Here is a 22,349-nt window from a genome sequence, read left to right on the forward strand (position 1 = left end):
ACTCCGGCCTTAGGCCTGGCGACATCCGATTAATAGTGCTTTAGATCAATATCAAAGATAAATCGGGTCCTACGTTTTAACAGAATCATAGGCCGAATTAAATTACAGCAAGCATTCATTAAAATATAGCAGTATTTTGTTCACAGCATAACCAAAACAGTTTTTTGAGCATAAGTCATTCCCACAAATTTAGGAGAAAAATACCATATTCAGGCAATATACACAAGATAATAAGTAAGCAGGGATAAAAAAATGCTTTTAAGCTTGCTAGCTCTCTCAATCAACACTTGCTGTGCTATTATAGAAGCAGGCAATGGAGGATCGATCAAGCATTCTTATCCGGCTCCGCTGCATGCTCAGTCAAAGTCACCCGGGAGGTCATTTCTCGGGCCGGAAATCATGCCTCTCTTAAGTACAGGAGCTTCTCCGGTAAGCACTGCCAATCGATCCGCCTGGTTAGAGAATGCACTATGTTCGTCAGACGCAGCAACGAAGAGGAGAAGAACAAAGCCATGGAGTTTGGTATCTTCCTGCCGATCTCAGGGCGCGCCAGCGGACCTGATACACTCATAGAGGCGGCTCGCAGTGCGGAGGCTCAGGGCTTCAATGCAGTATGGTCCGCGGATCGTGTGGTAACGCCGTGGCAGATCAATACTTCCTACCCCTATAGCGAAAACCACGAGTTTATAGTTCCTCCCGATCGTCCATTTCTAGATTCGCTCACCTGTCTGGCCTTCCTGGCCGGCTGCACAGAGAAGATAACCCTGGGCATTAGTGTTCTGGTGCTGCCTTATCGCCATCCTCTGTACTGGGCACGCGTTGCCGTTTCGATCGAAAGGCTTTCTCGCGGCCGCCTGATCATGGGAGTTGGAATAGGCTGGATGGAAGAGGAATTTGCTGCTCTGGACGTCCCCTTCAAAGCGCGCGGACGTATGACCGATGAGCAATTGCAGATAATTGATGCGCTATGGACGCAAGAGCATATCAACTTTACTGGCCAGTATTATAATTTTCAGGACCTTGCCTTCCACCCGAAACCGCTCCAAAAGCCTCGCATTCCCATCTGGGTTGGTGGCGAGGGCCAGCAGGCGCAACGAAGAGCCGCGCGGTATGGAGATGCCTGGTTTCCCTATTTTGTCACGATCACCCCGGCGGAACTGCAGGCCGGCTACGCCCATGTACAGGCGCAGGCACGAGAAGCTGGACGCAATCCAGAGCAGATCCTTTTGACCTGTTGCCGTCCAATCGAGCTCACCGCTCAGCCGGTCCCACAGGACGAACGGCACCTACGCGGAACGCCGGAACAGCTGGTAGAAGCCTTACAAGAGTACCGCCGCATTGGAGTGAAGCATCTCGCCCTGCAATTCATGGTCCCGCGCTGGCCTGACAGAGTAGAGCAGATTGCCCGCTTTGCGCAAGAGGTGATGCCCCAGCTGCGCGCTTAACTCACAGGTCTGGGTCACTTTAACGCCTCATTTACACATATCTGGAATCGGGCTAGCAAAGAAAATATGCCAGCCTGGCAATCGTTCTAAAAGCCAGCAAACCTTGACATATGGGTGCGCTGGCTGAATTCTTAAACTCGCAAGAAAAAGTTAAGAAAAAGGAAATTACCATGCAATCGCCAATACTTACCGCTGATAGGCTATCTCAAAGTTACACTGCGGCCATTGATGCGCTCTGTACTATAGCCAGAACATACTTTTTTGAGCAAGGAAAAACAGCCAAGGCCTTGCATTTTCTTCACACTGCACAGCAATTGCTAGAAGGGGATGAGGTAAAGCCACAAGATCGCTGCAAGTTCCTGCTGCAATACGCCAGCATTCTGGCAACAGCTCACCACCAGACTCATGAGGATGCCGCACTGCTGTTCTCGACAATTCGGGAAGCAAACCAGCTTGCCGAAACGCTCAATGATCAGCAACAACGCGCTGATGTCCTGAGCGTGCTTGGACAAGCTCATTATACTACCACACTCTCGGCCAGGATAGATAGTGGTAAATCGCCCAACTGCTCTCAAGCTGAAGGAGATTATGCCGAGGCTCTTACTCATCAGCAGCAAGCGCTTGAGCTCAGAGAAGCGCTGCACGATACACGGGGAATGAGCGAGTCGCACTTTCTCATCGGCCTCGTGCATGAGCGCTGGGGGCAGAGCGAGCAGGCCAGGGAGCATTATAGACAAGCCATCCAGCTAGCCGAGCAATATGGCCACCTTTATGAAAGGACCGAGCCAACTCGCCATCTGGCCTGGTATGCCTTTCTTGGGAAAAAAGATCTGGATGAAGCACTCGCCTACGCCCAGCAAGCGCTAGCTTTGCGTGAAGCCGCCAACTTCCAGCCCTATCTGCCCTTCGATCACCTCTTGCTCAGCGACATATACAAGGCCAAAGGGGAGACGGCTAAGGCTCTGCTTCATGCTCAGAAAGCTGTCTTGCTTGCCGAGGAAACGGGATCACAAAGCTTTATCGCGTTTACTAGTGAACGCCTGGAGGGCTTAAATAAGCTATAGGCAGCGCTTAAACGTACAGACAAGCGTGGCGCTATCCGCTGGCTCGTTGGCCAGCGAGTAGTGCTACGCCTGCTAAGGCTTTGTAGCAAGTGGCTCCCGAGCTAAAGCGCTGGCAAGAGCTTGCAACGTTCATAGCTCAGCGCCAGAGCTCACACCAGCACCTGTCGCTGCATATTCCACAATTTCCAGTAATAGCCCTCTAGCTGCATCAACTCATACGGCTTGCCGCACTCCACCACCTTGCCTTCGTTCAGCACCACGATTTCATCGGCAATATCCATATCCACGAGCCGATGCGTAATCATAAGCGTTGTGCGCCCCTTCATCAGTGTGCGCAGCTCTTGCAAGACCTCCCGTTCAGTCAGAGCATCAAGATTGGCAGTTGGCTCATCAAGAAGCAGTATGGGAGCATCCTTTAAGATCGCCCGCGCGATGGCCAAGCGTTGGCGCTCGCCGCCGCTTAGCAACAGGCCTTGCTCACCGATCTGCGTATCGTAGCCGTGGGGCAAAGCCTCTATCACTTCATGGATTCGGGCCTGTTTCGCCGCTTGAACGAGCTCCTCAAAGCTGGCAGCAGGTTTGGCCAGGCGCAAATTTTCGCGCACGGTTGTATTAAACAGATGCGTATCCTGCGTCACCACGCTGATCAGCTTATGCAAATCATCCTGTCGATAGCGGCGCAGCTCATAACCTCCCAACCTGATATGGCCCTCTTGATACTCCCAGAAACGTTGCAAAAGCTGGGCAAGCGTCGATTTGCCCGCACCGCTCAGTCCCACCAGAGCCAGGCACTGCCCCTGAGGCACCGTAAAGCTCACATCCTTAACTGCCCGTCCTCGACCCGGCACATAGCTAAAACCGACATGCCGCAGCTCGATATCATAGCACGCTGGCTGGGGAGATGTTCCAGGCTCATCACAGACTTCGGGCCGCGCATCCACAATCTCGAACAGGCGCTTTGCCGCCCTTAACGTACCGCCTAGCTGCTGGAAAGCTTCGGGCAAGGACTGGACAGCCTCAAAGCCTGAAGCCGTGGCCAGGATCAACAAAGCCAGGTAGACACCATGAAGCTGTCCCTGCTGCACCAACGGTATTGCCACAAGCAGCATCGTCCACACTGCCAGATTGAGAAAGAGATTGCTAAGCAGGCTCTGTAGCCCACTAATATGTGCCATGCGCATCTGCAGGCGCGCAAGGGCCTCATCGAGTTGTCGCATGCTCGTGGACAGACGCGATTCCTGACCAAAGGCCACAATATCGGCGATACCCTGGATACTATCCACCATCTGCGCACTCAATTCGGCCTTACGCTCAACAAGTTGCTCTCCCGCTTTATGGCCAAGCACATAGGCCAGGCTGGGAATCCCCACTGCGGCCAGCAGATAAAAGGCAGTGAAGACCAGAGCGAACAGCTGATTAAAGGCACCCAGCAGCCACCACATGCCAAGCGCGACAAGCAAAGCCACCAGCGGCGGGGCCAGCACGCGCACATAGACGTTCTGCAGCATATCGACATCAGCTACAATTCTGCTCAAGATGTCACCACTGCGCAAGCCCGTGCCTTTGCTATGGGCAAAATCCAGCACACGCGCCGGCATCAGAGGCTCCAGGGCTTCGTAGAGCCATACCCGAATGCTGGTCAACAGGCGAAAGGTAGCCTGGTGCGAGACCAGGCGCTCCAGGTAGCGGAACGCGCCCCGCGCGATGCCAAAGAAACGCACGCCAACGATAGCAATGCTTAGCGCAGCAAAGGACGGATGCAGGGCCGCCATCGAGATCAAGTAGGCCGAAGTTGCCATCAGGCCTACGCCGCAGGCCACAGTAATACAGCCGGTAAGCGCGGCCAGGACCATCGAGCCCTTCACCGGTCCGGCCAGTTTGAGCAAGCGCCAGAACGTTTTCATGCGACCTCCTTACGCTGGTAGGCCAGAACCATTTGTCGATAGAGTCCCGCTTTCGCAAGCAGTTCCTCGTGCGTGCCAATCCCCACAACCCGGCCTTTATCCAGCAAAACGAGCTGATCGGCTTGCATCACCGTGTGTAAGCGATGGGCAATAATCAAGGTCATACGCTCACGCATCAGATCTTCCATCGCTTGCAGGACCTCTTTCTCGTTAACGCTATCAAGGTTCGCCGTAGCCTCGTCGAGAATAAGCAAGGGAGTATTGTTGAGGAAGGCGCGGGCCAGGCTCAAACGCTGGATCTGTCCCCCGCTCAAGCTAAGGCCGCGTTCGCCGATCACTGTCTGGTAGCCCTGGGACAAGCTCTGCACAAACTCGTGTAAACGGGCCCGCTTTGCCGCCGCAACTACTTCATCCATTGGCGCATCGGGCCGGCCCAGGCGAATATTTTCGGCGAGCGTGGTATTAAACAGATAGGGGCGCTGAGGTACCCAGGAGACCAGTTCCCGCCAGGCTTGAGCCGTCATTTGCGACAAGGGCACGTCATCGGCAAGGATAGTGCCGCCAGTCGGTTCCATAAAGCGCAGGAGGAGTGCAGCCAGCGTGCTCTTGCCCGAGCCGCTTGGCCCAACCAGGGCCACCTTCTTGCCAGCTTTGAGCGTGAAAGTCACATTGTGCAGGACCGGGCGCTCCTCGGCACCGCTTCCATATGTGTAGGAAACATCCTCAAAGCGCAGCTCGTGCCGCAGTGCAGGAGTCGCGGCACAAGCCGCACCCGAGGAAGCTGGAAGGGGTTCATCCAGTATGGCAAAAATGCGCTCGGCCGCCGCTGTACTCTCCATGCTGGCATGGAAACGCGTGCCAAGCATACGCAAAGGTTGATAGAACTCTGGCATCAACAGCAAGACAAGAAAAGCCGTCGCAAAAGACATCTGGCCAGCCAGCAAGCGCATCCCGATCTCTACAGCAATCACGGCCATACTAATCGTTGCGCCCATCTCCATGACAAAGGCCGAGAGAAAAGCCACGCGCAGCACCTTCATGGTCACTTTGCGAAATTGCTCGCTGACCTGCTTCACAGTATCGCGTTGCGCATGGCTGCCGCCAAATTGCTTGAGCGTGACCATGCCTTGCATAATATCAAGGAAATGTGCGCTAAGCACGCTGAGCTGCTTCCACTGCTGCTTATTCAAGGCGTTGGCCTTTTTGCCAATCAGAGCCAGTAGAATAGGCAGAACAGGAGCCATCAGCAGCAGAGCCACGCCCGAGAGCACATCTGTCGCGAACACAGCCACGAGCACAATCGCCGGGATGCAGGCGGTCGCAAAGATCTGCGGCAAGAACTGCCCAAAGTAGGCATCCAGGGCCTCGGTTCCCTCAACAAACGTACTCGCCAGTTCGCCGCTGCGCTCCTGCCTGGTATAGGCTGGTCCCAGAGCTAACAGCTGACCCAATAGTCGCTGACGCAGATAGGTCTTGGCCTGCACAGAAGCCCGATTATTGATTACTTCATTGCCCCAGGATAGTAGCGCTCTTCCTAGTATAACAAGCAAGAGAAACAGAAGCAATAAGGCTACCTGTTGTAAACCCTGGTGAGCCAGAAAGGCTGCAGTGATAATCTGATTGATAGAGAATGCCTGAGCCACGACGAAGGTCCCGGCCAGCATAGCCAGAGCAATCATGCCAAGCATATAACCGCGCATATGTGGCACCTGGCTCATAAGGCGCTTGCTTATGTTCATTGCCGGTTGCCTCTTCTAATAATGACTTGACGCGTGCACGCTTATACGTTTTCTAAAGACCCAGTAGTTCCAGGCCTGATAAGCCAGCACAAACGGAATAAAGGTTAGGGCCACCCAGCTCATGACCGTGAGCGTATACTGGCTGGAGGAAGCGTTATAAATGGTCAGGCTCCAGGCCGGGTTGAGGCTGGAGACCATCATGCGCGGGAACAGCTGCAGGTAGAGTGCCAGCACGGTACCAATGAGCGCCAGCGAGGTCATCACAAAGGCCCAGCCGCTCTTTTCGCGCTGCAGGAGCCAGAAGACTGCAATCAGGGCGCTAGCGACGCCAAGGGTCACAGCTACCTGTGCTATGCTGAGCCGGGCCAGGGCATCCGTCAATAGATAGGTTGCGCTGACGAATACGACGACAAGGGAGATCGTTGGCAGCCAGAGCAGGCGCGCCATCTTCCCTGCATGTACCCTTAGCTTGCCCTCAAGCTTGAGATCAAGGAAAATGGCACCGTGGAGCAAGAACATCGCTGTCACGGCCAGCCCACACACTAAAGCATACGGATTGAACAACTGCCAGAAATTGCCCACAAAGTTCATCTTTTCGTCGATGGGCACACCTAGCAAGCAGTTGGCGAAGATGATGCCCCACAAAAAGCCGGGGAGCGCGCTGCCAAGCATCACCGCCCAATCCCAGAAGCGGCGCCAGCTACGCGACTTGTCCTTGCCGCGAAACTCCAGGGCCGCGCCACGCAGAATGAGCGCCAGCAAAACGAGGAACATAACTATATAGAAGCCACTAAACAAGGTGGCGTACCAATCGGGAAAAGCTGCAAACATGGCCCCACCTGCCGTAATCAGCCAGACTTCGTTGCCATCCCAGAAAGGCCCGATGGCGCTAATGATTGTGCGCCGCTCGACATCGTTCTTGCCCAGGAACGGCATGAGCATGCCCACGCCAAAATCAAACCCTTCGAGCAGGAAGAAGCCACAGAATAGGATCACTATCAGTCCAAACCAGAGTATATGTAAGTCCATAGCTTTTTCTCTTTATTTCTCAATCTCATTGACCCTATATGCAAGCTGTTTTCGCCGCCTGCGACGGTCAGGAAAGATGTGGAACTGGGGCAAAGCCCTGTCCCTACGCTGGTGGCAGCGGACCCGTTGGCACAGCGATCGCGATGCGCTCGGGAGCTATCGGAGTTTCCGGCGTATCCTCTTTGCTATGTTTCGCCAGCAGGTAGACATCTACCCCAGCCAGCGCTCCATATACGCCAACAAACACAAGCAGCGAGGTGAGAATCATCGCCGGGGTTACGTTTGGCGAGACGCCATCGGCAGTCTTGAGCAAGCCAAACACCAACCAGGGCTGACGCCCCATCTCGGTCAAGATCCAGCCCGCAGAGTTGGCAATATACGGTACAACCGTGGCTGCCAGCAGACCCCAGAGCAGCCAGCGCTTTTGCTCAAGCCGCTTGCGCCACAACATGAATAGTCCGAGCATCGAGAGTGCAGCCAGCAAGAGACCTGAGCCCACCATCACCCGGAACCCCCAGAACGTCACTACTACCGGCGGAACATAGTTGCCTTGACCATACTGCTGCTCATACTGCGCCTGCAGCTGATTGATTCCCTCTACCTTGCCATCCAAGGAGTCATAGGCTAGAAAGCTCAAAAGGTTAGGAATGCGTATCGAGAAAGTGTTCTGTTTATCTTTTTCATCAATAATACTGAAGAGCGAAAGCGGTGCCGGGTCCTCGCTATTCCACAAAGCCTCGGCTGAAGCTGCCTTCATCGGCTGCGTCTGAAACAGAGATTTCATCTGCAGATCACCCACTACCATGACCAGGATGCTCCCGATCAAGGCAGCAATGATGCCCATGCGCACCGAGCGGCGGAAAAAGTCAAGATCGCCACTCCTCTTGAGCAGATGATAGGCGCTAATGCCAACGACGAAAAACGCTCCAGTGACCAAGCCTGCCATCACCACGTGGGGCACTTGCAGCCAGACATGTGGATTCTTGAGCAGAGCGAAGAAATCAGTCATCTGCGCGCGCCCATCGTGGATAACGAAGCCTGTCGGCTCCTGCATAAATGAGTTGGCAACCAGAATCCAGAAGGCTGAAAGATGCGAGGCAAAGACAACGCCCCAGATCATCGCCAGGTGAAGCTTTTTTGGCAATTGATCCCAGCCAAATACCCAGATACCCAGGAAGGTAGATTCCATAAAAAAGGCTAACAAGGCTTCTAGGGCTAGCGGCGCCCCGAAGATGTCGCCGACGAAACGCGAATAGGACGACCAGTTCATGCCAAACTGGAATTCCTGCACAATGCCGGTCACTACGCCCATGGCAAAGTTGATCAGGAAGAGCTTGCCCCAGAAGCGCGCCATGCGTTTATACACAGGCTTGCCGCTGCATACATAGAGCGTCTCCATGATAGCAATGAGCAGCCCTAGACCCAGCGTTAAGGGCACGAAAAAGAAGTGATATATAATCGCCGTACCGAATTGTAAGCGAGCTAATGTGAGAGCATCCACGCGATTTTCCCTTCGACTGTGAACTTTTGATTACCTTATTCCTTAAATCTCTTTCCTCGTTTCACAGTATGCCACGCCGTCTATCCTCTGCACATCAATGGCTCACCTGATTGTAAACCCGATTATACTTCAAGCTTTTTCTGATGAAATCCGAGCTAGCATCAGTGACAAGAGAGCATTGTACTCAGGCATATACCTGAACTTTTCTGCGGATTTGTCCTGGCCATACTCAGATTAATCTGAGTATGGAACGGCCTGACAGGCCGCTTCATGGCCTTATCGAGATCCATTTGTGCGCATTAAGCTCTTGCCTAAGCGTTGCTTTCTTTGCTAAAGTACTATAATAGTGGGGGTTACCACCTATTTTTTAGCAGTCCGCTAGTAAAATATCTGAGGTGTTCAGACAATACCCTAAGACATTCTCGTGTGAGCTCGTAGGGTCCTTGATGCTCTCTGTGTTTATCCGTCAAGGATAGTAAGCATCTTCATTCGTCAGCGAGAAGCCAAATCCCCGCGCGTTTCCAATGCGTGCGCTCCTTCGCTTTCTCACCAGTTGCAGACAACGTTCATCCGGCAACTGACCCGCTAAGGTCTCCTCAAACTCAAAGCCCTATGTGGTAAAGTGTGAATATCGAGCAAAATGTAAGCGGCCCCTGATGGATCGTGGGCGGCTCTATACTTTGCCATCAGGCTAGAGAGGTACACTATGCACTATCGTCGCTTGGGTCGCACTGGCTTAAAAGTGTCGGCTTTCTGCCTCGGAACGATGGGCTGGAACTGGTTCACAGAGGAACAAACAGCCTTTTCCATTATGGACGCCTTTGTCGAGCACGGTGGCAACTTCTTCGATACCGCTGATTTCTACTCGCGCTGGATACCCGGCCACCGGGGAGGCGAATCGGAAGAAGTGATTGGACGCTGGCTCAAGGCGCGCAAGAACCGCCAGCAAGTGATCATTGCCACCAAGGTCTATCAGCCTATGGGCGATGGGCCAAACGAGCGCGGCCTCTCGCGCAAACACATCATCGAAGGAGTAGATGAGTCATTACGCCGCCTGCAAAGCGACTACATCGACCTTTATCAGGCGCATGCCTTCGATGCCGAAACGCCCATCGACGAAACCTTGCGCGCCTTCGACGATCTACAAAGGCAAGGCAAAGTGCGCTACGTGGGCGCCTCAAACTATCCCGCCTGGCGCCTTATGGAGGCTCTGTGGAAGGCTGAGACCGGGCATACATTGCGCTACGATACGCTAGAGCCGCACTATAATCTTGTCCACCGAGCGGAGTTTGAGCAGGACCTCAAGACGATCTGTGAGCAATATCAGCTCGGCGTGATGCCCTATAGCCCGCTGGCCAACGGCTTTCTCAGCGGCAAATACAGGCGGGGCGAGGCAGCCAGCGGAGCACGGGCAGCTAGCGTGATGAGACGCTATGATAACGCTAAGGCCTGGCACACGCTTGAGACCGTCAGTCAGATAGCGCAAGAGACAGGCAGTACAGCGGCCGTGGTCTCGCTGGCCTGGCTGCTCGCCCAGCCCGTCATCACAGCTCCCATCATCGGCGCTAGCTCTCCCAGGCATCTGCAAACCAACCTGGCAGCCCTCGATCTCACCCTGACTGCTGACCAACTTAAGCGGATCGCCGAAGCCTCGGCCTGGCAAGAGGCCTGATAGGCTAGCTTCAGCCCGGGAGAAGAGCCTCAATAGAGCTAGCAATTCTCCCTACATGGCAAGCCATGAGCGTACTTGACAAGCTCTAGAACGATATTTATAATTCTACATAGTGGAAAAACTTTTCTAGCTGACAAAAAATGCAGGCTTCATAGCGCCTGTGGAATATTGCTCAGCCAGACAAGCAAGGAGGTCAAAGTAGCGTATTGGCAGCTCGCTAACATCCCAAACCCTGCTCTGCTATAAAGAAGCGCCTTTTCGTGCCCTGAAGAGACATGCAATCATTTTTCTGGCAGCTCATCTGCCCGTTGATATCCCCATAAGGAGCCAGCTATGCATACAGAGAGCAACTACCTTATCAGTTATGGGAAAGCGCGTGTTCCTCTTTATCGCGTTTATGCCAAACCCCTCACAAACGTGCCACCTATTCCCGAATCCGCCTTCACGGGTCGCCCTAACATCCTCTTTGCCGCCGAGATCGATACAGAGGTCTTTGGACAGAACTTCTTGCCGGCCTATACCGAGGGAGACAACACCAACGTCGTCGCCACAGATAGCATGAAGAACTTCATTCTGCGCCACGCCCTCACCTTTGAGGGGGCTACGCTTGAGGAGTTTCTCGATCAGCTTGGTCGTCAATTTCTCAAGACCTATGTCCAGATGGAGCGAATCAGGCTCACGGGACGCGAATTACCCTTTACCGCGGCCAGTGTGCCCCAGGGAGAGCATGGCTTTGGAGAAAGCGACGTCTTATTTAAGCGCACAAACGACGACTTTACGCAGGTCAGCCTTACCTTCGAACGCGCCGACAATACGCTGTTGATTAGCGACCATCTTTGTAGTCGCATGGGTCTCCAACTCTTGAAGGTTACCGGAAGCTCCTTTACGCGTTTCGTGCGCGATGCCTATACAACCCTGCCCGAACGCGTTGACCGCCCCCTGTTTATTTATCTTGATGTGGCCTGGAAATACAGCGATCCCGCCGCTATGCTGAGCAGCTACGTTCCTTCCGAGCAGGTGCGCGACGTCATCCTGACAGTTTTCCACGAGTTTGTCAGCGAATCGATTCAGCACCTGGTCCATGAAATGGGTCAGCGCCTCCTGACACGCTTTCCGCAGATGGCCGAAGTTTCTTTTGACGCCCAGAATCGGACCCGCGACCCGCTTGGAGAGTCAGAGACCGATAGCCGCGTAAAAGTATATAGCGATCCCTTCCCAGCCTATGGTTTAATTAAATTAACCTTGACGCGTAAGCAGTAACGTCATCAATAGTGCAGAGGGAGGAGTATACTATGGCAGGTCGCCTGACTACCCACGTCCTGGATACTGCCCAGGGGCGTCCAGCGGCAAAACTTGTCATTTCGCTCTGGCGGCTTGAGGGTTCCGATCGTCGGCACCTCAAAACCGTCAAGACTAACGAGGATGGGCGCACCGGCGAACCTCTTCTGGCGGCCGAGGAGATGCAAAGCGGCACTTATGAACTGCTCTTTGCGATAGGCACGTACTTTATCGAGCAGGGCCTGACTGGAGCTCCGGCGCCATTCCTGGATGAGGTTCCTGTGCGCTTCAGGATTGCCGATGTTAACGCCCATTACCATGTTCCGTTGCTCACTTCTCCCTGGGCCTACAGTACATACCGAGGGAGTTAACTTTATGAACAGCGAATCTTCTGCCAGCACCGTTATGCAGAGATGCGAGATCCTGGGAAGTTACAGTGAGGAGAGTGGTCGCCTGACGCGGCGTTTTGCGACGCCGCCCATGAGCCAGGTTAACGAAACCGTCGCCACCTGGATGCAAGCTGCGGGCATGAGCGTACGTCAGGATCAGATCGGCAATCTGATCGGGCGCTACGCAGCGCAAAGCAAAGGCGCATCCACCTTTCTGCTGGGCTCACATCTTGATACTGTCTACGACGCTGGCAAATATGATGGTCCCCTGGGTGTGATGGTTGCTCTGGCCTGTGTTGAACGGCTTTATCAACGCCAGCTGCGCTTACCCTTCGCCATTGAAATATTAGGGTTTGCCGATGAGGAGGGCTTGCGTTACCACTCAGCTTATCTGGGCAGCTCGGCCTTTGCCGGCACCTTCGATCCGGCTATTTTGCAATATCCCGATAACGATGGCATCAGCATGGCCACAGCCCTGCGCAACTTTGGCGGCGATCCTGAGCAGATCAGTGAGGCCAGGCGTAGTACCGACGATCTGCTGGGCTACTGCGAAGTGCACATTGAACAGGGTCCAGTTCTTGAGAGCCTCAATCTTCCGGTTGGCATCGTAACAGCTATCGCGGGCCAGAACCGCTTCAACGTTACCTTTACGGGAGAGGCTGGCCACGCGGGGACTGTCCCCATGCAGCTACGTCGCGATGCGCTCTGCGCCGCAGCCGAGTTTATCGTCGCCGTCGAGAGCTACGCCCGCAGTATACCTGAAATGGTAGCGACTGTGGGCCAGTTGGAATTACAGCCAGGAGCCAGCAATGTCATTCCGGGCCAGGTAATCATCAGCCTCGATGTGCGCCACAAAGACGATAGTTTGAGAGAGCAGGCCTGCCGTCTGCTGCAGGAGCGCTCCCATAGCATCGCCAAGGCTCGCCATGTAGCCTGCCAATGGGAAGAGTTCCACCAGCACGGGACCATTCCTTGCTCCCAGCACCTGAGCGAGCTCTTGAGCAAGGCAGTCAGCGAGCTAAAGCATCCAGTAGTCACACTGCCCAGCGGAGCCGGACACGATGGAGCGATGATCTCGACGCTCACAGATATTGCCATGCTCTTTGTGCGCTGCAAGGGTGGCATTAGCCATAATCCCGCCGAAGCTGTCACGAAGGAAGATGTCGCCGTAGCAATTGATGCGTTAGAGCGCTTCCTGCTTTTATTAGCCCAGGAGAAAAGGCAGCCATGAGCAAGTATGATCTCATTATTCGCCGGGGCATCCTGGTTACGCCCCATGATACAGTACAGGCCGATTTGGCCATCAGCGATGGACACATCGTTGCGCTAGAGCCCGAACTGAGTGGAACTTGTAAAGAAGAGATCGATGCGCGCGAATTACTTGTCTTCCCCGGCATAATCGATGCCCATGTACATTTCAACGAACCGGGCCGCACGCATTGGGAAGGCTTTCAAAGCGGGACGCGCGCCCTGGCTGCCGGCGGCACTACCAGCTTTTTTGATATGCCACTCAATTCTTCGCCGCCCGTGCTTGATGCGAAAAGCTTTGAGCTCAAACGCAAAGCTGCTCAGGCCTCGTCACTTGTCGATTTTGGCTTGTGGGGTGGCCTGGTACCCGGCAATCTTGCTAAGATGGCAGAGCTAGCAGAGCGCGGGGTGATTGGCTTTAAAGCCTTTATGAGCAACAGTGGTATCGACGACTTTGCCGCCGCTGACGATCTCACGCTCTACGAGGGCATGGCTCAGGCCGCACGCCTGGGCCGCATCGTCGCCGTCCACGCCGAAAGTGAGCAGCTTACCAGCGCCCTGGCCCGGCGCGCTCAGACCCAGGGACGAACCGGGATACGCGATTATCTCAACTCGCGCCCGATCCTGGCCGAGCTTGAGGCTATCCAGCGCGCCGTTCTCTTTGCCGGTGAGACGGGCTGTGCGCTGCATATCGTGCATGTCAGCAGCGGACGCGGCGTCAGCCTGGTGGCGGAAGCCAGGGCGCGCGGCCTTGACGTAAGCTGCGAGACCTGCCCGCACTACCTCACGCTTACCGAGGACGATATGGAGACGCTGGGAGCAGTCGCCAAATGTGCGCCACCGCTACGCTCAGCCCAGGAGCAGGGCGCGCTCTGGCAGCATATCTTCGACGGCAGCCTGCCGATGGTCGCCACAGATCATTCACCGGCCCCGGCCGAAATGAAAACTGATAGCAACTTTTTCCGCGTCTGGGGCGGTATTTCCGGCTGCCAATCCCTGCTTCAGCTCCTCCTGACCGAAGGCTACGAGCGGCGCAATCTGCCACTTACGCTCATTGCCTCACTCGCAGCTGGCTACGTGGCGCGCCGCTTCGACCTTGCTCCGGCCAAGGGCAGTTTAGCGATTGGCGCAGATGCCGATATTGTGTTAGTAGATTTGCGCCAGCGCCACACCTTGCAAAAACAGGCTTTATTTTACAGGCACCAGCGCAGCCCTTATCTTGGTCGTTCGCTTAGAGGAGCTATTGTCAGTACTCTTGTACGTGGTATTACTGTCTTTCAGGATGGGCAGCCCGCGGCAAATCCGCAAGGAAAGCTGCTTAAACCATCTTCTCTACCTGCATAACATACGTGCTAACAAGATTTGTTTTTCATGGATGTTTTCAGATTGAGCGTGCAGGAATATAATAAGCTTCTGCCTGACCAGAAAAGTCTATTTCTGGAGATTGGGCAGGCCAGGCGAGAATAGGCATGTTCAGATCTATCAAACTTTTCTCATGGCAGATCGTCTAGAGATGTATTGGATAGCACACGAGCAAGCTTTTAAACAGGACAAAGACATATGGACATATATGCAGCTCAGGATGCTGCCCTTGCTGCTAGCACCTGGCGGTATGTGGCACAGAAAGGCTGATTACTTATGTGGCAAAATTATCTGCAACCAACCAGCCTTGAAGAAACGCTGGAGTTGCTGCAGCAGCATGGTGGACAGGCCCGTCTCATTGCAGGCGGTACAGATGTCCTGGTTGAATTACAGCGCGGGGTAAAACCCACAACGACCCTGATTGATATTACAGCCGTACCGGAACTGAAGTACATCCGCCACGAAGGAAAAACTATTGCCCTTGGTGCGCTCAGCACGCATAACGACGTGATTGCCTCGCCCGCCTGCGTCAAGCACGCGCTACCGCTGGCCCAGGCCTGCTGGGAGGTAGGAGCACCACAGATCCGCAACCGCGCAACTGTCGCCGGCAACCTGATTACCGCCTCGCCCGCTAACGATACCATCACACCACTTATGGCCATGGGTGCGGAAGTCGAACTGAGTAGCATGCATGGCAAACGCGTTGTACCGCTGCGCGAATTCTATACAGGCGTACGGCGCACAACCATGCAGCCCGGTGAGCTATTACGCGAAATTCGCCTGCCTGTCCTTGCCGAAAATCAGCGTGGAATTTTCCTCAAGCTAGGGCTGCGCCGCGCCCAGGCGATCTCAGTCATTAACGTAGCAATCGTCATCACTTTTGACGGTGAATACATAAGCGAGGCTTGCATTACGATGGGCTGCCTGGCTCCCACCGTCGTTTTTGCGCGCACGGCCGAGGTCTATCTACAGGGCCAGCGCTTGAGCCCAACTGTCTGCGAGCGCGCCGGGCACCTGGCTAACGAGGACGTTTCCCCTATCGACGATCTACGCGGCTCAGCTACTTATCGTCGGGCCACGCTTGCCTCTTTTATCACGCACGGACTGCAGCTCATCGCCGCCGGAAACGAGCGCTCAAGTTGGAGCAAACAGCCTATCCTGTTGGATACGACGGCAAGACCATCCGCCACAACAGCAGAGCAAAGCAGGCAACCCTTTCATGATGAGATCTCCACGCTGATTAATGGCAAGTCCTACCAGCTTAAGGATGCTCAGAGCAAAACGCTCCTGAATGCCCTGCGCGACAATGCAGAGTTGACAGGGACCAAAGAGGGCTGTGCCGAAGGCGAATGCGGAGCCTGCACGGTCTGGCTCAACGGCCAGGCGGTTATGTCCTGCCTGGTTCCGGCAGCGCAGGCTCATAACGCGAGCATTACAACCATCGAGGGCCTGGCCAACGGTACGGAGCTCCATCCGCTCCAACAAGCCTTCATTGAGAAGGGGGCTGTCCAATGTGGCTATTGTATTCCTGGCATGCTCATGGCCGGGGCCAAGCTCCTGGATGAGTGCCCACAGCCCGATCTCGAAGCTGCCCAGATCGCCCTCAGTGGCAATCTCTGTCGCTGCACGGGCTACCGCAAAATTCTCGATGCTGTATTAAGCGCAGGAGGTCGCGCATGACAAATCTGATTGGCACATCTCCCAGCCGTCCCGATGCTCCTGGCAAAGTCACAGGAGCCACGCGCTATCCAGCCGACTTGATTCGACCCGGCATGCTACATCTGCAGGTTGTCTTTGCCCACCGTCCGCATGCGCGCATCATTTCACTCGATAGCAGCAAGGCCTTGCAGCATCCCGGTGTGCTGGCAGTCCTGACCGCCGCTGACATTCCCCATAACGCCTTCGGCCTCATCGAAGAAGATCAGCCCGTGCTCTGTAGCGACGAAGTGCGCTTCGAGGGCGATAAAGTAGCCCTTGTCGTCGCCGAAAGCAAGGAGGCCGCTGTGGCCGGGGCTCAGCTCGTTACCGTCGAATATGAAGAACTACCGGCAGTCACCGATCCACGGGCCGCATTGGACCCCGCTGCGCCCTTAGTTCATGCCAGCCGCGGCACGAACCAGTTGAGCCACATCCCGCTGCGCAAGGGAGATACTGCCACGGCCTTTGCGCAGGCCGACGTCGTGCTTGAAGGTGAATTCTCGACGAACTGGCAGGAACACGCTTTTCTTCAGCCCGAAGCAGGGATTGCCTATCTTGATGAACAGGGCCGCGTCGTGGTAGAGTCGGCCGGCCAATGGCTGCACGAGGATCGGCGCCAGATCGCGCGCATGCTCGGACTAGCCGAGGAACAGGTAATTATTCGCTACGCAGCCATCGGCGGCGCCTTTGGCGGACGCGAAGATCTCTCTATCCAGCATCTTCTAGCCCTGGCCGCCTGGAAGATGCGCCACCCCGTCGCACTGGTTTGGAGCCGCGAAGAGTCAATTATTGCGCATCATAAGCGGCATCCCATGCAGATTCGCACGCGCTGGGGCGCCCGCAAAGATGGTAAGATCACCGCAGTTGAGACCGAGGTCATTGCTGACGGCGGCGCCTATGCCTCGACAAGTGTCGAAGTTCTCAAGGTGGCTGTCCTCTTTGCCAGCGGCTGCTACGAAGTTCCGAATATCGCTGTCGATGGCTACGTCGTCTATACCAATAATATTCCCTGCGGAGCCTTTCGCGGCTTTGGCGCTCCTCAAGCGCAATTTGCCAGCGAGAGCATGGTCACGCGACTTGCCCACGCTCTCGGGCTCGATCCTGTCGAGATCAGGCGCAAGAATCTCTATCGCGAAGGCAGCATTGAGCCAACGCAAAACGTGATCCCGCCCGGGGTTAGCGCTTTGCCCCTTCTTGAGCGCTGCGTCGAGGAGGCCAGAACGCGCCTGGGCTATGGCAAGGATAAAGCTAGCCGCCAGACAGCGGCGCCTCATCTGCGCCGTGGCATAGGTATTGCCAGCGGGATCAAAAATCTGGGCTATTCGTTTGGTTTCCCCGAGCAAGCAACAGCCACCGTTGAGCTTTTTGGCGAGGCCGAACTAGAGCGGGCCATTGTAAGGGTTGGCGCCGCCGATGTCGGGCAGGGCTCACATCTGGCCTTGCGTCAGATCGCGGCCCAGACCCTTGACCTGCCCCTAGATAAGGTCTCGATGATCTGCGACGATAGCAGCGAAGCTCCTAACGCCGGTAGCGCCTCAGCTTCGCGCATGACCTTTATGGGAGGCAATGCTGTTCGCGAGGCCGCAACAGCGGCGAGGGAGAAGTGGAGTTTTACCGATGATACGCATGTAGTGGCAACGAAGCAATACAGGGCACGCACCACGCATCCGCTCGATCCTGTCACTGGCGCCGCCGCATTGCCCAACTACTGCTATGGCTATACCGCCCAGGCTGTGGAGGTCGAGGTCAATCTCCTGACCGGCCAGGTTCAGGTCTTGCAGATCATTAGCGCTCACGATGTCGGTCAGGCGATCAATCGCCAGCAGGTGGAAGGTCAGATTGAAGGTTGCCTGGCTCAGGCGCTCGGCTACGCGCTGCTTGAGCATTTCCAGGTTCGCAATGGCCATGTGCTCACCCCCTACTTGAGCACCTATCTGCTCCCCACAGTTCTTGACATGCCGCCAACGATCATCCCGGTTATCCTGGAACTGGCCGAGCAGAATGGACCCTACGGCGCGCGCGGTATCGCTGAGATGCCGCTGGTTTCCCTGGCTCCGGCGATAGCCAGCGCGATTTATGATGCCGTGGGCGTCTGGGTGACGCAACAGCCGATGACCCCCGAAAGAGTGCTCACCGCGCTCAACGCGGCAGGGTAGGAATAGTGCGATTTACTAGCGACGAATGCCGGACTTTCGGACTATAGGAGTAAGTGGGGCCCAGATCCTAGACGGCATGTGACCTGGCCCCCAACACCCAAAGAGCACACGCAGACTTTTGAGGGCCCACGCTCAGAGCGCTTGTTTTGAGCGCTCTACAACGCGGCTAACCAGGAGGATAATTGCTAATGTGACGATAAAGGTGGCAACCCCGATAATGAGGGCAACCAAGAAAGTGTTTACCTCAAAGCCTTTGTTAAAGATCTCGTAAAGCATGTAGTACATTGGTAGAGCGATAAAAGCGGCGAGGAGGCCACTGAGAACATTCCTGAGACTCATAGAAACTGGCTCCTTTCTTGTTGAGGTCTCTTGCCCTTATCAAACCATAGAGGCCCTACATGCGTCATCAGTAATCTTAATGGTTTTTCACGCCCATTCGGTGGACCCAATTATAACCATCTGGAAGTGTCCTTTTAGCCAGGGGTCTGCTATACTACAGATAAACTGTTCTCCATTGTTGAAGGGAAATAGAGAGACCTGCGCAGCGCCAGCACGCTTCCCACAATATTCTTAAGAAAAAGAAAGTGGGTTATGTCAGAGCCAGGAAGCGAGCAGTATAGGAGTCTGTATACATGGCCATCTTTTCGCGGCAAGAGGCGCTAGAAACATCTCATCGTGATATAGATCAGCGCTGGACGATTTTCTGGTATGCAGTGTTCTATGTATCCCTTATAATTACTATGGGCATTACACTAACTACAGATTCCTTCACCTTGCAGGAGTTGCTGGCACTCTGTACGCTCTCGCTGCTCTTAGGTATCTGGTATGTGGTGTGTGTCTTGCTTCCTCCCATCTATTGGCGGCGCCATTCATTACTGGCCCTGGGCTATCTGCTCATCGGCTGGGTCATCTGGTTTTTCCTGGCCGGGCTGAAAGAAACGTATTTCTTTGTTCTCATCGGGCTTTTTCCGCAGATGTATCTCTTGCTGAAAGTTCCTTGGAATATTTGCGGTAGTTTTATGCTGCTAGCAATCGCTCTCTGGCGGCATGGCAGCTGGGATACAGTTTTCTTCTTCACACTTGGTACCGGGATTGTGGGTATGGTTTTGGCACTGTTCATTCATGCCATTTTGAAACAGAGCCGAGAACGGGCATGCCTGATAGACGAGCTGCAAGCAACGCGGCAGGAACTTGCGCAAGCCGAAAGGCAGGCCGGAATCATGCAAGAGAGGCAGCGCCTGGCCCACGAAATCCATGATACCTTCACACAGGGATTCAGCAGCATCGTAATGCAGATTGAGACGCTTGATGCTACCGCTCTCGCTAGCAATACGGAGGTCGGCCAGGTCTTGAGCAGGATAGGACAGACAGCCCATGAAAATCTGACCGAAGCGCGTCGCGTTCTCTGGGCCTTGCAGCCTGAAGCGCTAGAGCGTGCTTCGCTTTCCGATACACTGATCTCATTGGCGCAACGCTGGACAGAGGAAAACAACATTTCTGCGCACACAGTCGTCACAGGAATAGTAGCGCCCCTGCGCCCCGAAATTGAGGTGACCCTGCTAAGGGCTGCGCAAGAGGCGCTCGCGAACGTGCGCAAGCATGCACAGGCGCATTCAATCACCATGACACTTTCGTATATCGGAGATATGGTAGCTCTTGATATCCAGGATGACGGTATTGGCTTCACGCTAGATCGCTTGCACATTTCACCCTCCGATCAGCCTCACGGTGGTTTCGGACTCAAAGCGTTGCGCGAACGTATTGAGTTATTAGGAGGAACATTCTCGATCGAGAGCGCACCAGGCGAGGGAACGACAATAGCTCTGACGCTGCCTGCAATAGGCAGAACAATGATAAACAGCCGCTAAGATCGCATATGGAAACACTTATGAAACCTATTCAATTAGTGATTGCTGATGACCATCCAGTTGTGCGCGAGGGCCTGCAAAAAATGCTAGGTAACCAGCCCGACTTCGAAATCGTAGGTGAGGCAAGTACAGGTGCCGAAGCAGTTAAGCTAGTGAGCCAGCTACAGCCGGATGTCGTACTGATGGACCTGCGTATGCCAGATTTGGATGGGGCTGCCGCCACAGCAAAGATCCGCGCATTGGAGGTGAAAACCTCGGTCCTGATCCTGACCACCTATGAAAGCAGTGTGGATATCCTGCATGCCATCGAGGCTGGCGCCACCGGGTACTTACTTAAAGATGCAAAGAAAGAAGAACTCTTCTCAGCAATTCGTACAGTAGCCCGGGGACAGGCAATCCTTGCCCCCTCTGTGACAACCTGGCTCCTTCACAAAGTGCGCACCCCTGCTCAGATCACCCTCACCGCCCGCGAAGAGGAGATTCTTGCGCTTGTTGCGCGCGGCGCCAGCAACAAGCAGATCGCACGCACTATGCGCTTGAGCGAGGCAACTGTAAAGTCGCACCTGCTTCATCTGTTTGAGAAGCTGAATGTTTCGGATCGTACAGCGGCGGTGACAGCTGCCCTGGAACATGGGCTGTTGCGCCTTGAGACCTGAAAGCTTCTTTTATTTCCTCCCAATCCCCCATTTCCTTCATATCTAGCGCAGGCTCTCTGGCTGAGAGCTATTAGCTACCGATTTCCTTGTATGCCCTTGCCTGCAGGCCGTCCAGGAAGACAAGCTAGGGCAAAGTGAGATATAATGCCTATGGACGGGAGTAGCCGATGAGGCTGGTTTTGTGCAGTTAGCTGAACTGTACGTAGATACAATGTCGTATCTCCTTGTGCACATTAACGGCACAGAAGTATTGAAGAAGGATGAAGTAGATGACAGAACGAGATTCTCAAGCAAAAGTACGCATAACCCGTGGAAAGTTCAATGGGATCAATACACTGGCAGACGAGAGAGGCGTCATAGCGGCTGCCGCTATGGATCAGCGCGGCTCGTTGGAAAAAGCTATCGCTAAGGATAAAGGTAGCCCCACAACGCCGGCCGAAATGAGTGAGTTCAAGATCCAGGTCACCGAAGTGCTCACAAAATATGCCAGCGCCATTCTCCTCGACCCAGAGTATGGTCTGGAAGCAATCAAGCATCGAGCCCAGCATGCAGGCGTATTGCTGGCCTATGAGAAGACTGGCTACGATACTACGACCAAGGGCCGCTTGCCCGACCTGCTCGATCATTGGTCGGTAAGGCGCATCGCCGAGGCAGGGGCTAGCGCTGTCAAGATTCTCATGTATTATGATCCAGATGACGTCGCTGACATCAACACCACCAAGCATGCATTCATTGAGCGCATCGGCGCCGAGTGCCGCGCCTACGATATTCCCTTCTTCCTGGAAATCGTAGCCTATAGCGATGAGGTTGGTCCTGAGAGCAGCTTCGAATTTGCCAAAGTGAAACCCCTCAAGGTCCAGAAATACATGCAGGAATTCTCCAAGCCCCAATATGGAGTAGACGTTCTGAAGGTCGAAATTCCTGTAAACATGCGCTATGTCGAAGGCTCCCAGGCCAATACCGATGGCCAGGTAGCTTACACAAAGGATGAGGCCAGGCAATACTTCGTTGAAACGGCCAAAGCTTCACGTCTCCCCTTCATCTATCTCAGCGCCGGAGTGAGCAACCCGGTCTTCCTGGAATCCCTGCAGCTAGCCGCCGAAGCCAATACGCCATTTGTCGGCGTGCTCTGTGGGCGCGCGACCTGGAAGGATGGCATTCCTATCTATGCTAAAGGCGGGGCTAAAGAGCTACGCAAATGGCTTGAGGATCAGGGCGTACACAATATCCAGGCTCTTAATGATGTGCTACGTCAGGGAGCCAAGCCCTGGTGGGATTTCTACGGCGGCAAAGATCGCATCGAAGTCGTCGATCCCGCATAAAACGTACTGGGGCAGGGA

General features: G+C 54.6%; 17 protein-coding genes. 12 read left to right on the forward strand and 5 right to left on the reverse strand.

Features of this window, described 5'->3' with window-relative positions; genetic code table 11:
* Nucleotides 1-470 precede the first annotated feature (470 nt).
* Nucleotides 471-1,445, forward strand: a complete 975-nt coding sequence (locus EPA93_RS23345) for an LLM class F420-dependent oxidoreductase (protein ID WP_129889813.1) — start codon at nt 471-473, stop codon at nt 1,443-1,445.
* Between the two features lie 170 nt (nt 1,446-1,615).
* Nucleotides 1,616-2,509 carry a tetratricopeptide repeat protein gene (locus tag EPA93_RS23350; protein WP_165423344.1) on the forward strand — a complete coding sequence of 298 codons (894 nt, stop codon included), beginning with the start codon at nt 1,616-1,618 and terminating at the stop codon, nt 2,507-2,509.
* A gap of 149 nt (nt 2,510-2,658) precedes the next feature.
* On the opposite strand, the gene cydC is transcribed toward EPA93_RS23350, so the two are convergent.
* The 4 genes from cydC to EPA93_RS23370 form a co-directional block, all read right to left on the reverse strand.
* Nucleotides 2,659-4,413, reverse strand: a complete 1,755-nt coding sequence (gene cydC / locus EPA93_RS23355) for a thiol reductant ABC exporter subunit CydC (RefSeq protein WP_129889815.1) — start codon at nt 4,411-4,413, stop codon at nt 2,659-2,661.
* A complete protein-coding gene (gene cydD, locus EPA93_RS23360; protein WP_129889816.1) occupies nt 4,410-6,152 on the reverse strand; it encodes a thiol reductant ABC exporter subunit CydD in 1,743 nt (580 codons plus the stop codon). Before cydD ends, cydC begins: the two co-directional genes overlap by 4 nt.
* A gap of 15 nt (nt 6,153-6,167) precedes the next feature.
* A complete protein-coding gene (gene cydB, locus EPA93_RS23365; protein ID WP_129889817.1) occupies nt 6,168-7,181 on the reverse strand; it encodes a cytochrome d ubiquinol oxidase subunit II in 1,014 nt (337 codons plus the stop codon).
* A gap of 103 nt (nt 7,182-7,284) precedes the next feature.
* Entirely contained in the window at nt 7,285-8,682 is a 1,398-nt protein-coding gene (locus tag EPA93_RS23370; protein ID WP_129889818.1) for a cytochrome ubiquinol oxidase subunit I, read from the reverse strand.
* Nucleotides 8,683-9,388: 706 nt separating this feature from the next.
* Here EPA93_RS23370 and EPA93_RS23375 point away from each other — a divergent pair.
* The 7 genes from EPA93_RS23375 (at nt 9,389) to EPA93_RS23405 (ending at nt 18,485) form a co-directional block, all read left to right on the forward strand.
* Complete coding sequence (locus tag EPA93_RS23375) at nt 9,389-10,354, forward strand: aldo/keto reductase (RefSeq protein WP_129889819.1); 966 nt, start codon at nt 9,389-9,391, stop codon at nt 10,352-10,354.
* Nucleotides 10,355-10,687: 333 nt separating this feature from the next.
* Nucleotides 10,688-11,614, forward strand: a complete 927-nt coding sequence (pucL, locus tag EPA93_RS23380) for a factor-independent urate hydroxylase (protein WP_129889820.1) — start codon at nt 10,688-10,690, stop codon at nt 11,612-11,614.
* 32 nt (nt 11,615-11,646) lie between these two features.
* Nucleotides 11,647-12,003 carry a hydroxyisourate hydrolase gene (gene uraH / locus EPA93_RS23385; RefSeq protein WP_129889821.1) on the forward strand — a complete coding sequence of 119 codons (357 nt, stop codon included), beginning with the start codon at nt 11,647-11,649 and terminating at the stop codon, nt 12,001-12,003.
* 4 nt (nt 12,004-12,007) lie between these two features.
* Nucleotides 12,008-13,252, forward strand: coding sequence for an allantoate amidohydrolase (locus EPA93_RS23390; RefSeq protein WP_129889822.1), 1,245 nt, complete (start codon nt 12,008-12,010; stop codon nt 13,250-13,252).
* Nucleotides 13,249-14,613: an allantoinase gene (locus tag EPA93_RS23395; RefSeq protein WP_129889823.1), complete on the forward strand. Its 1,365-nt coding sequence runs from the start codon at nt 13,249-13,251 to the stop codon at nt 14,611-14,613. Before EPA93_RS23390 ends, EPA93_RS23395 begins: the two co-directional genes overlap by 4 nt.
* Nucleotides 14,614-14,907: 294 nt before the next feature.
* Nucleotides 14,908-16,311: an FAD binding domain-containing protein gene (locus tag EPA93_RS23400; RefSeq protein ID WP_129889824.1), complete on the forward strand. Its 1,404-nt coding sequence runs from the start codon at nt 14,908-14,910 to the stop codon at nt 16,309-16,311.
* The gene (locus EPA93_RS23405) at nt 16,308-18,485 is read left to right on the forward strand and encodes a xanthine dehydrogenase family protein molybdopterin-binding subunit (RefSeq protein WP_129889825.1); all 2,178 of its coding nucleotides are present in this window, start codon (nt 16,308-16,310) and stop codon (nt 18,483-18,485) included. The genes EPA93_RS23400 and EPA93_RS23405 overlap by 4 nt, the downstream gene beginning before the upstream one ends.
* Before the next feature lie 132 nt (nt 18,486-18,617).
* Here EPA93_RS23405 and EPA93_RS23410 read toward each other — a convergent pair whose 3' ends face one another.
* A complete protein-coding gene (locus EPA93_RS23410; protein ID WP_129889826.1) occupies nt 18,618-18,824 on the reverse strand; it encodes a hypothetical protein in 207 nt (68 codons plus the stop codon).
* Between the two features lie 293 nt (nt 18,825-19,117).
* On the opposite strand from EPA93_RS23410, the gene EPA93_RS23415 reads away from it, so the two are divergent.
* From EPA93_RS23415 to EPA93_RS23425, 3 genes are all read left to right on the forward strand, one after another.
* Nucleotides 19,118-20,353, forward strand: coding sequence for a sensor histidine kinase (locus EPA93_RS23415; RefSeq protein ID WP_129889827.1), 1,236 nt, complete (start codon nt 19,118-19,120; stop codon nt 20,351-20,353).
* Between the two features lie 20 nt (nt 20,354-20,373).
* Nucleotides 20,374-21,009, forward strand: a complete 636-nt coding sequence (locus EPA93_RS23420) for a response regulator (RefSeq protein ID WP_129889828.1) — start codon at nt 20,374-20,376, stop codon at nt 21,007-21,009.
* 269 nt (nt 21,010-21,278) lie between these two features.
* Complete coding sequence (locus EPA93_RS23425) at nt 21,279-22,331, forward strand: tagatose 1,6-diphosphate aldolase (protein ID WP_129889829.1); 1,053 nt, start codon at nt 21,279-21,281, stop codon at nt 22,329-22,331.
* The last annotated feature ends 18 nt before the right edge of the window (nt 22,332-22,349 follow it).

This window comes from Ktedonosporobacter rubrisoli, assembly GCF_004208415.1.
In the GTDB taxonomy this organism is placed as follows: domain Bacteria; phylum Chloroflexota; class Ktedonobacteria; order Ktedonobacterales; family Ktedonobacteraceae; genus Ktedonosporobacter; species Ktedonosporobacter rubrisoli.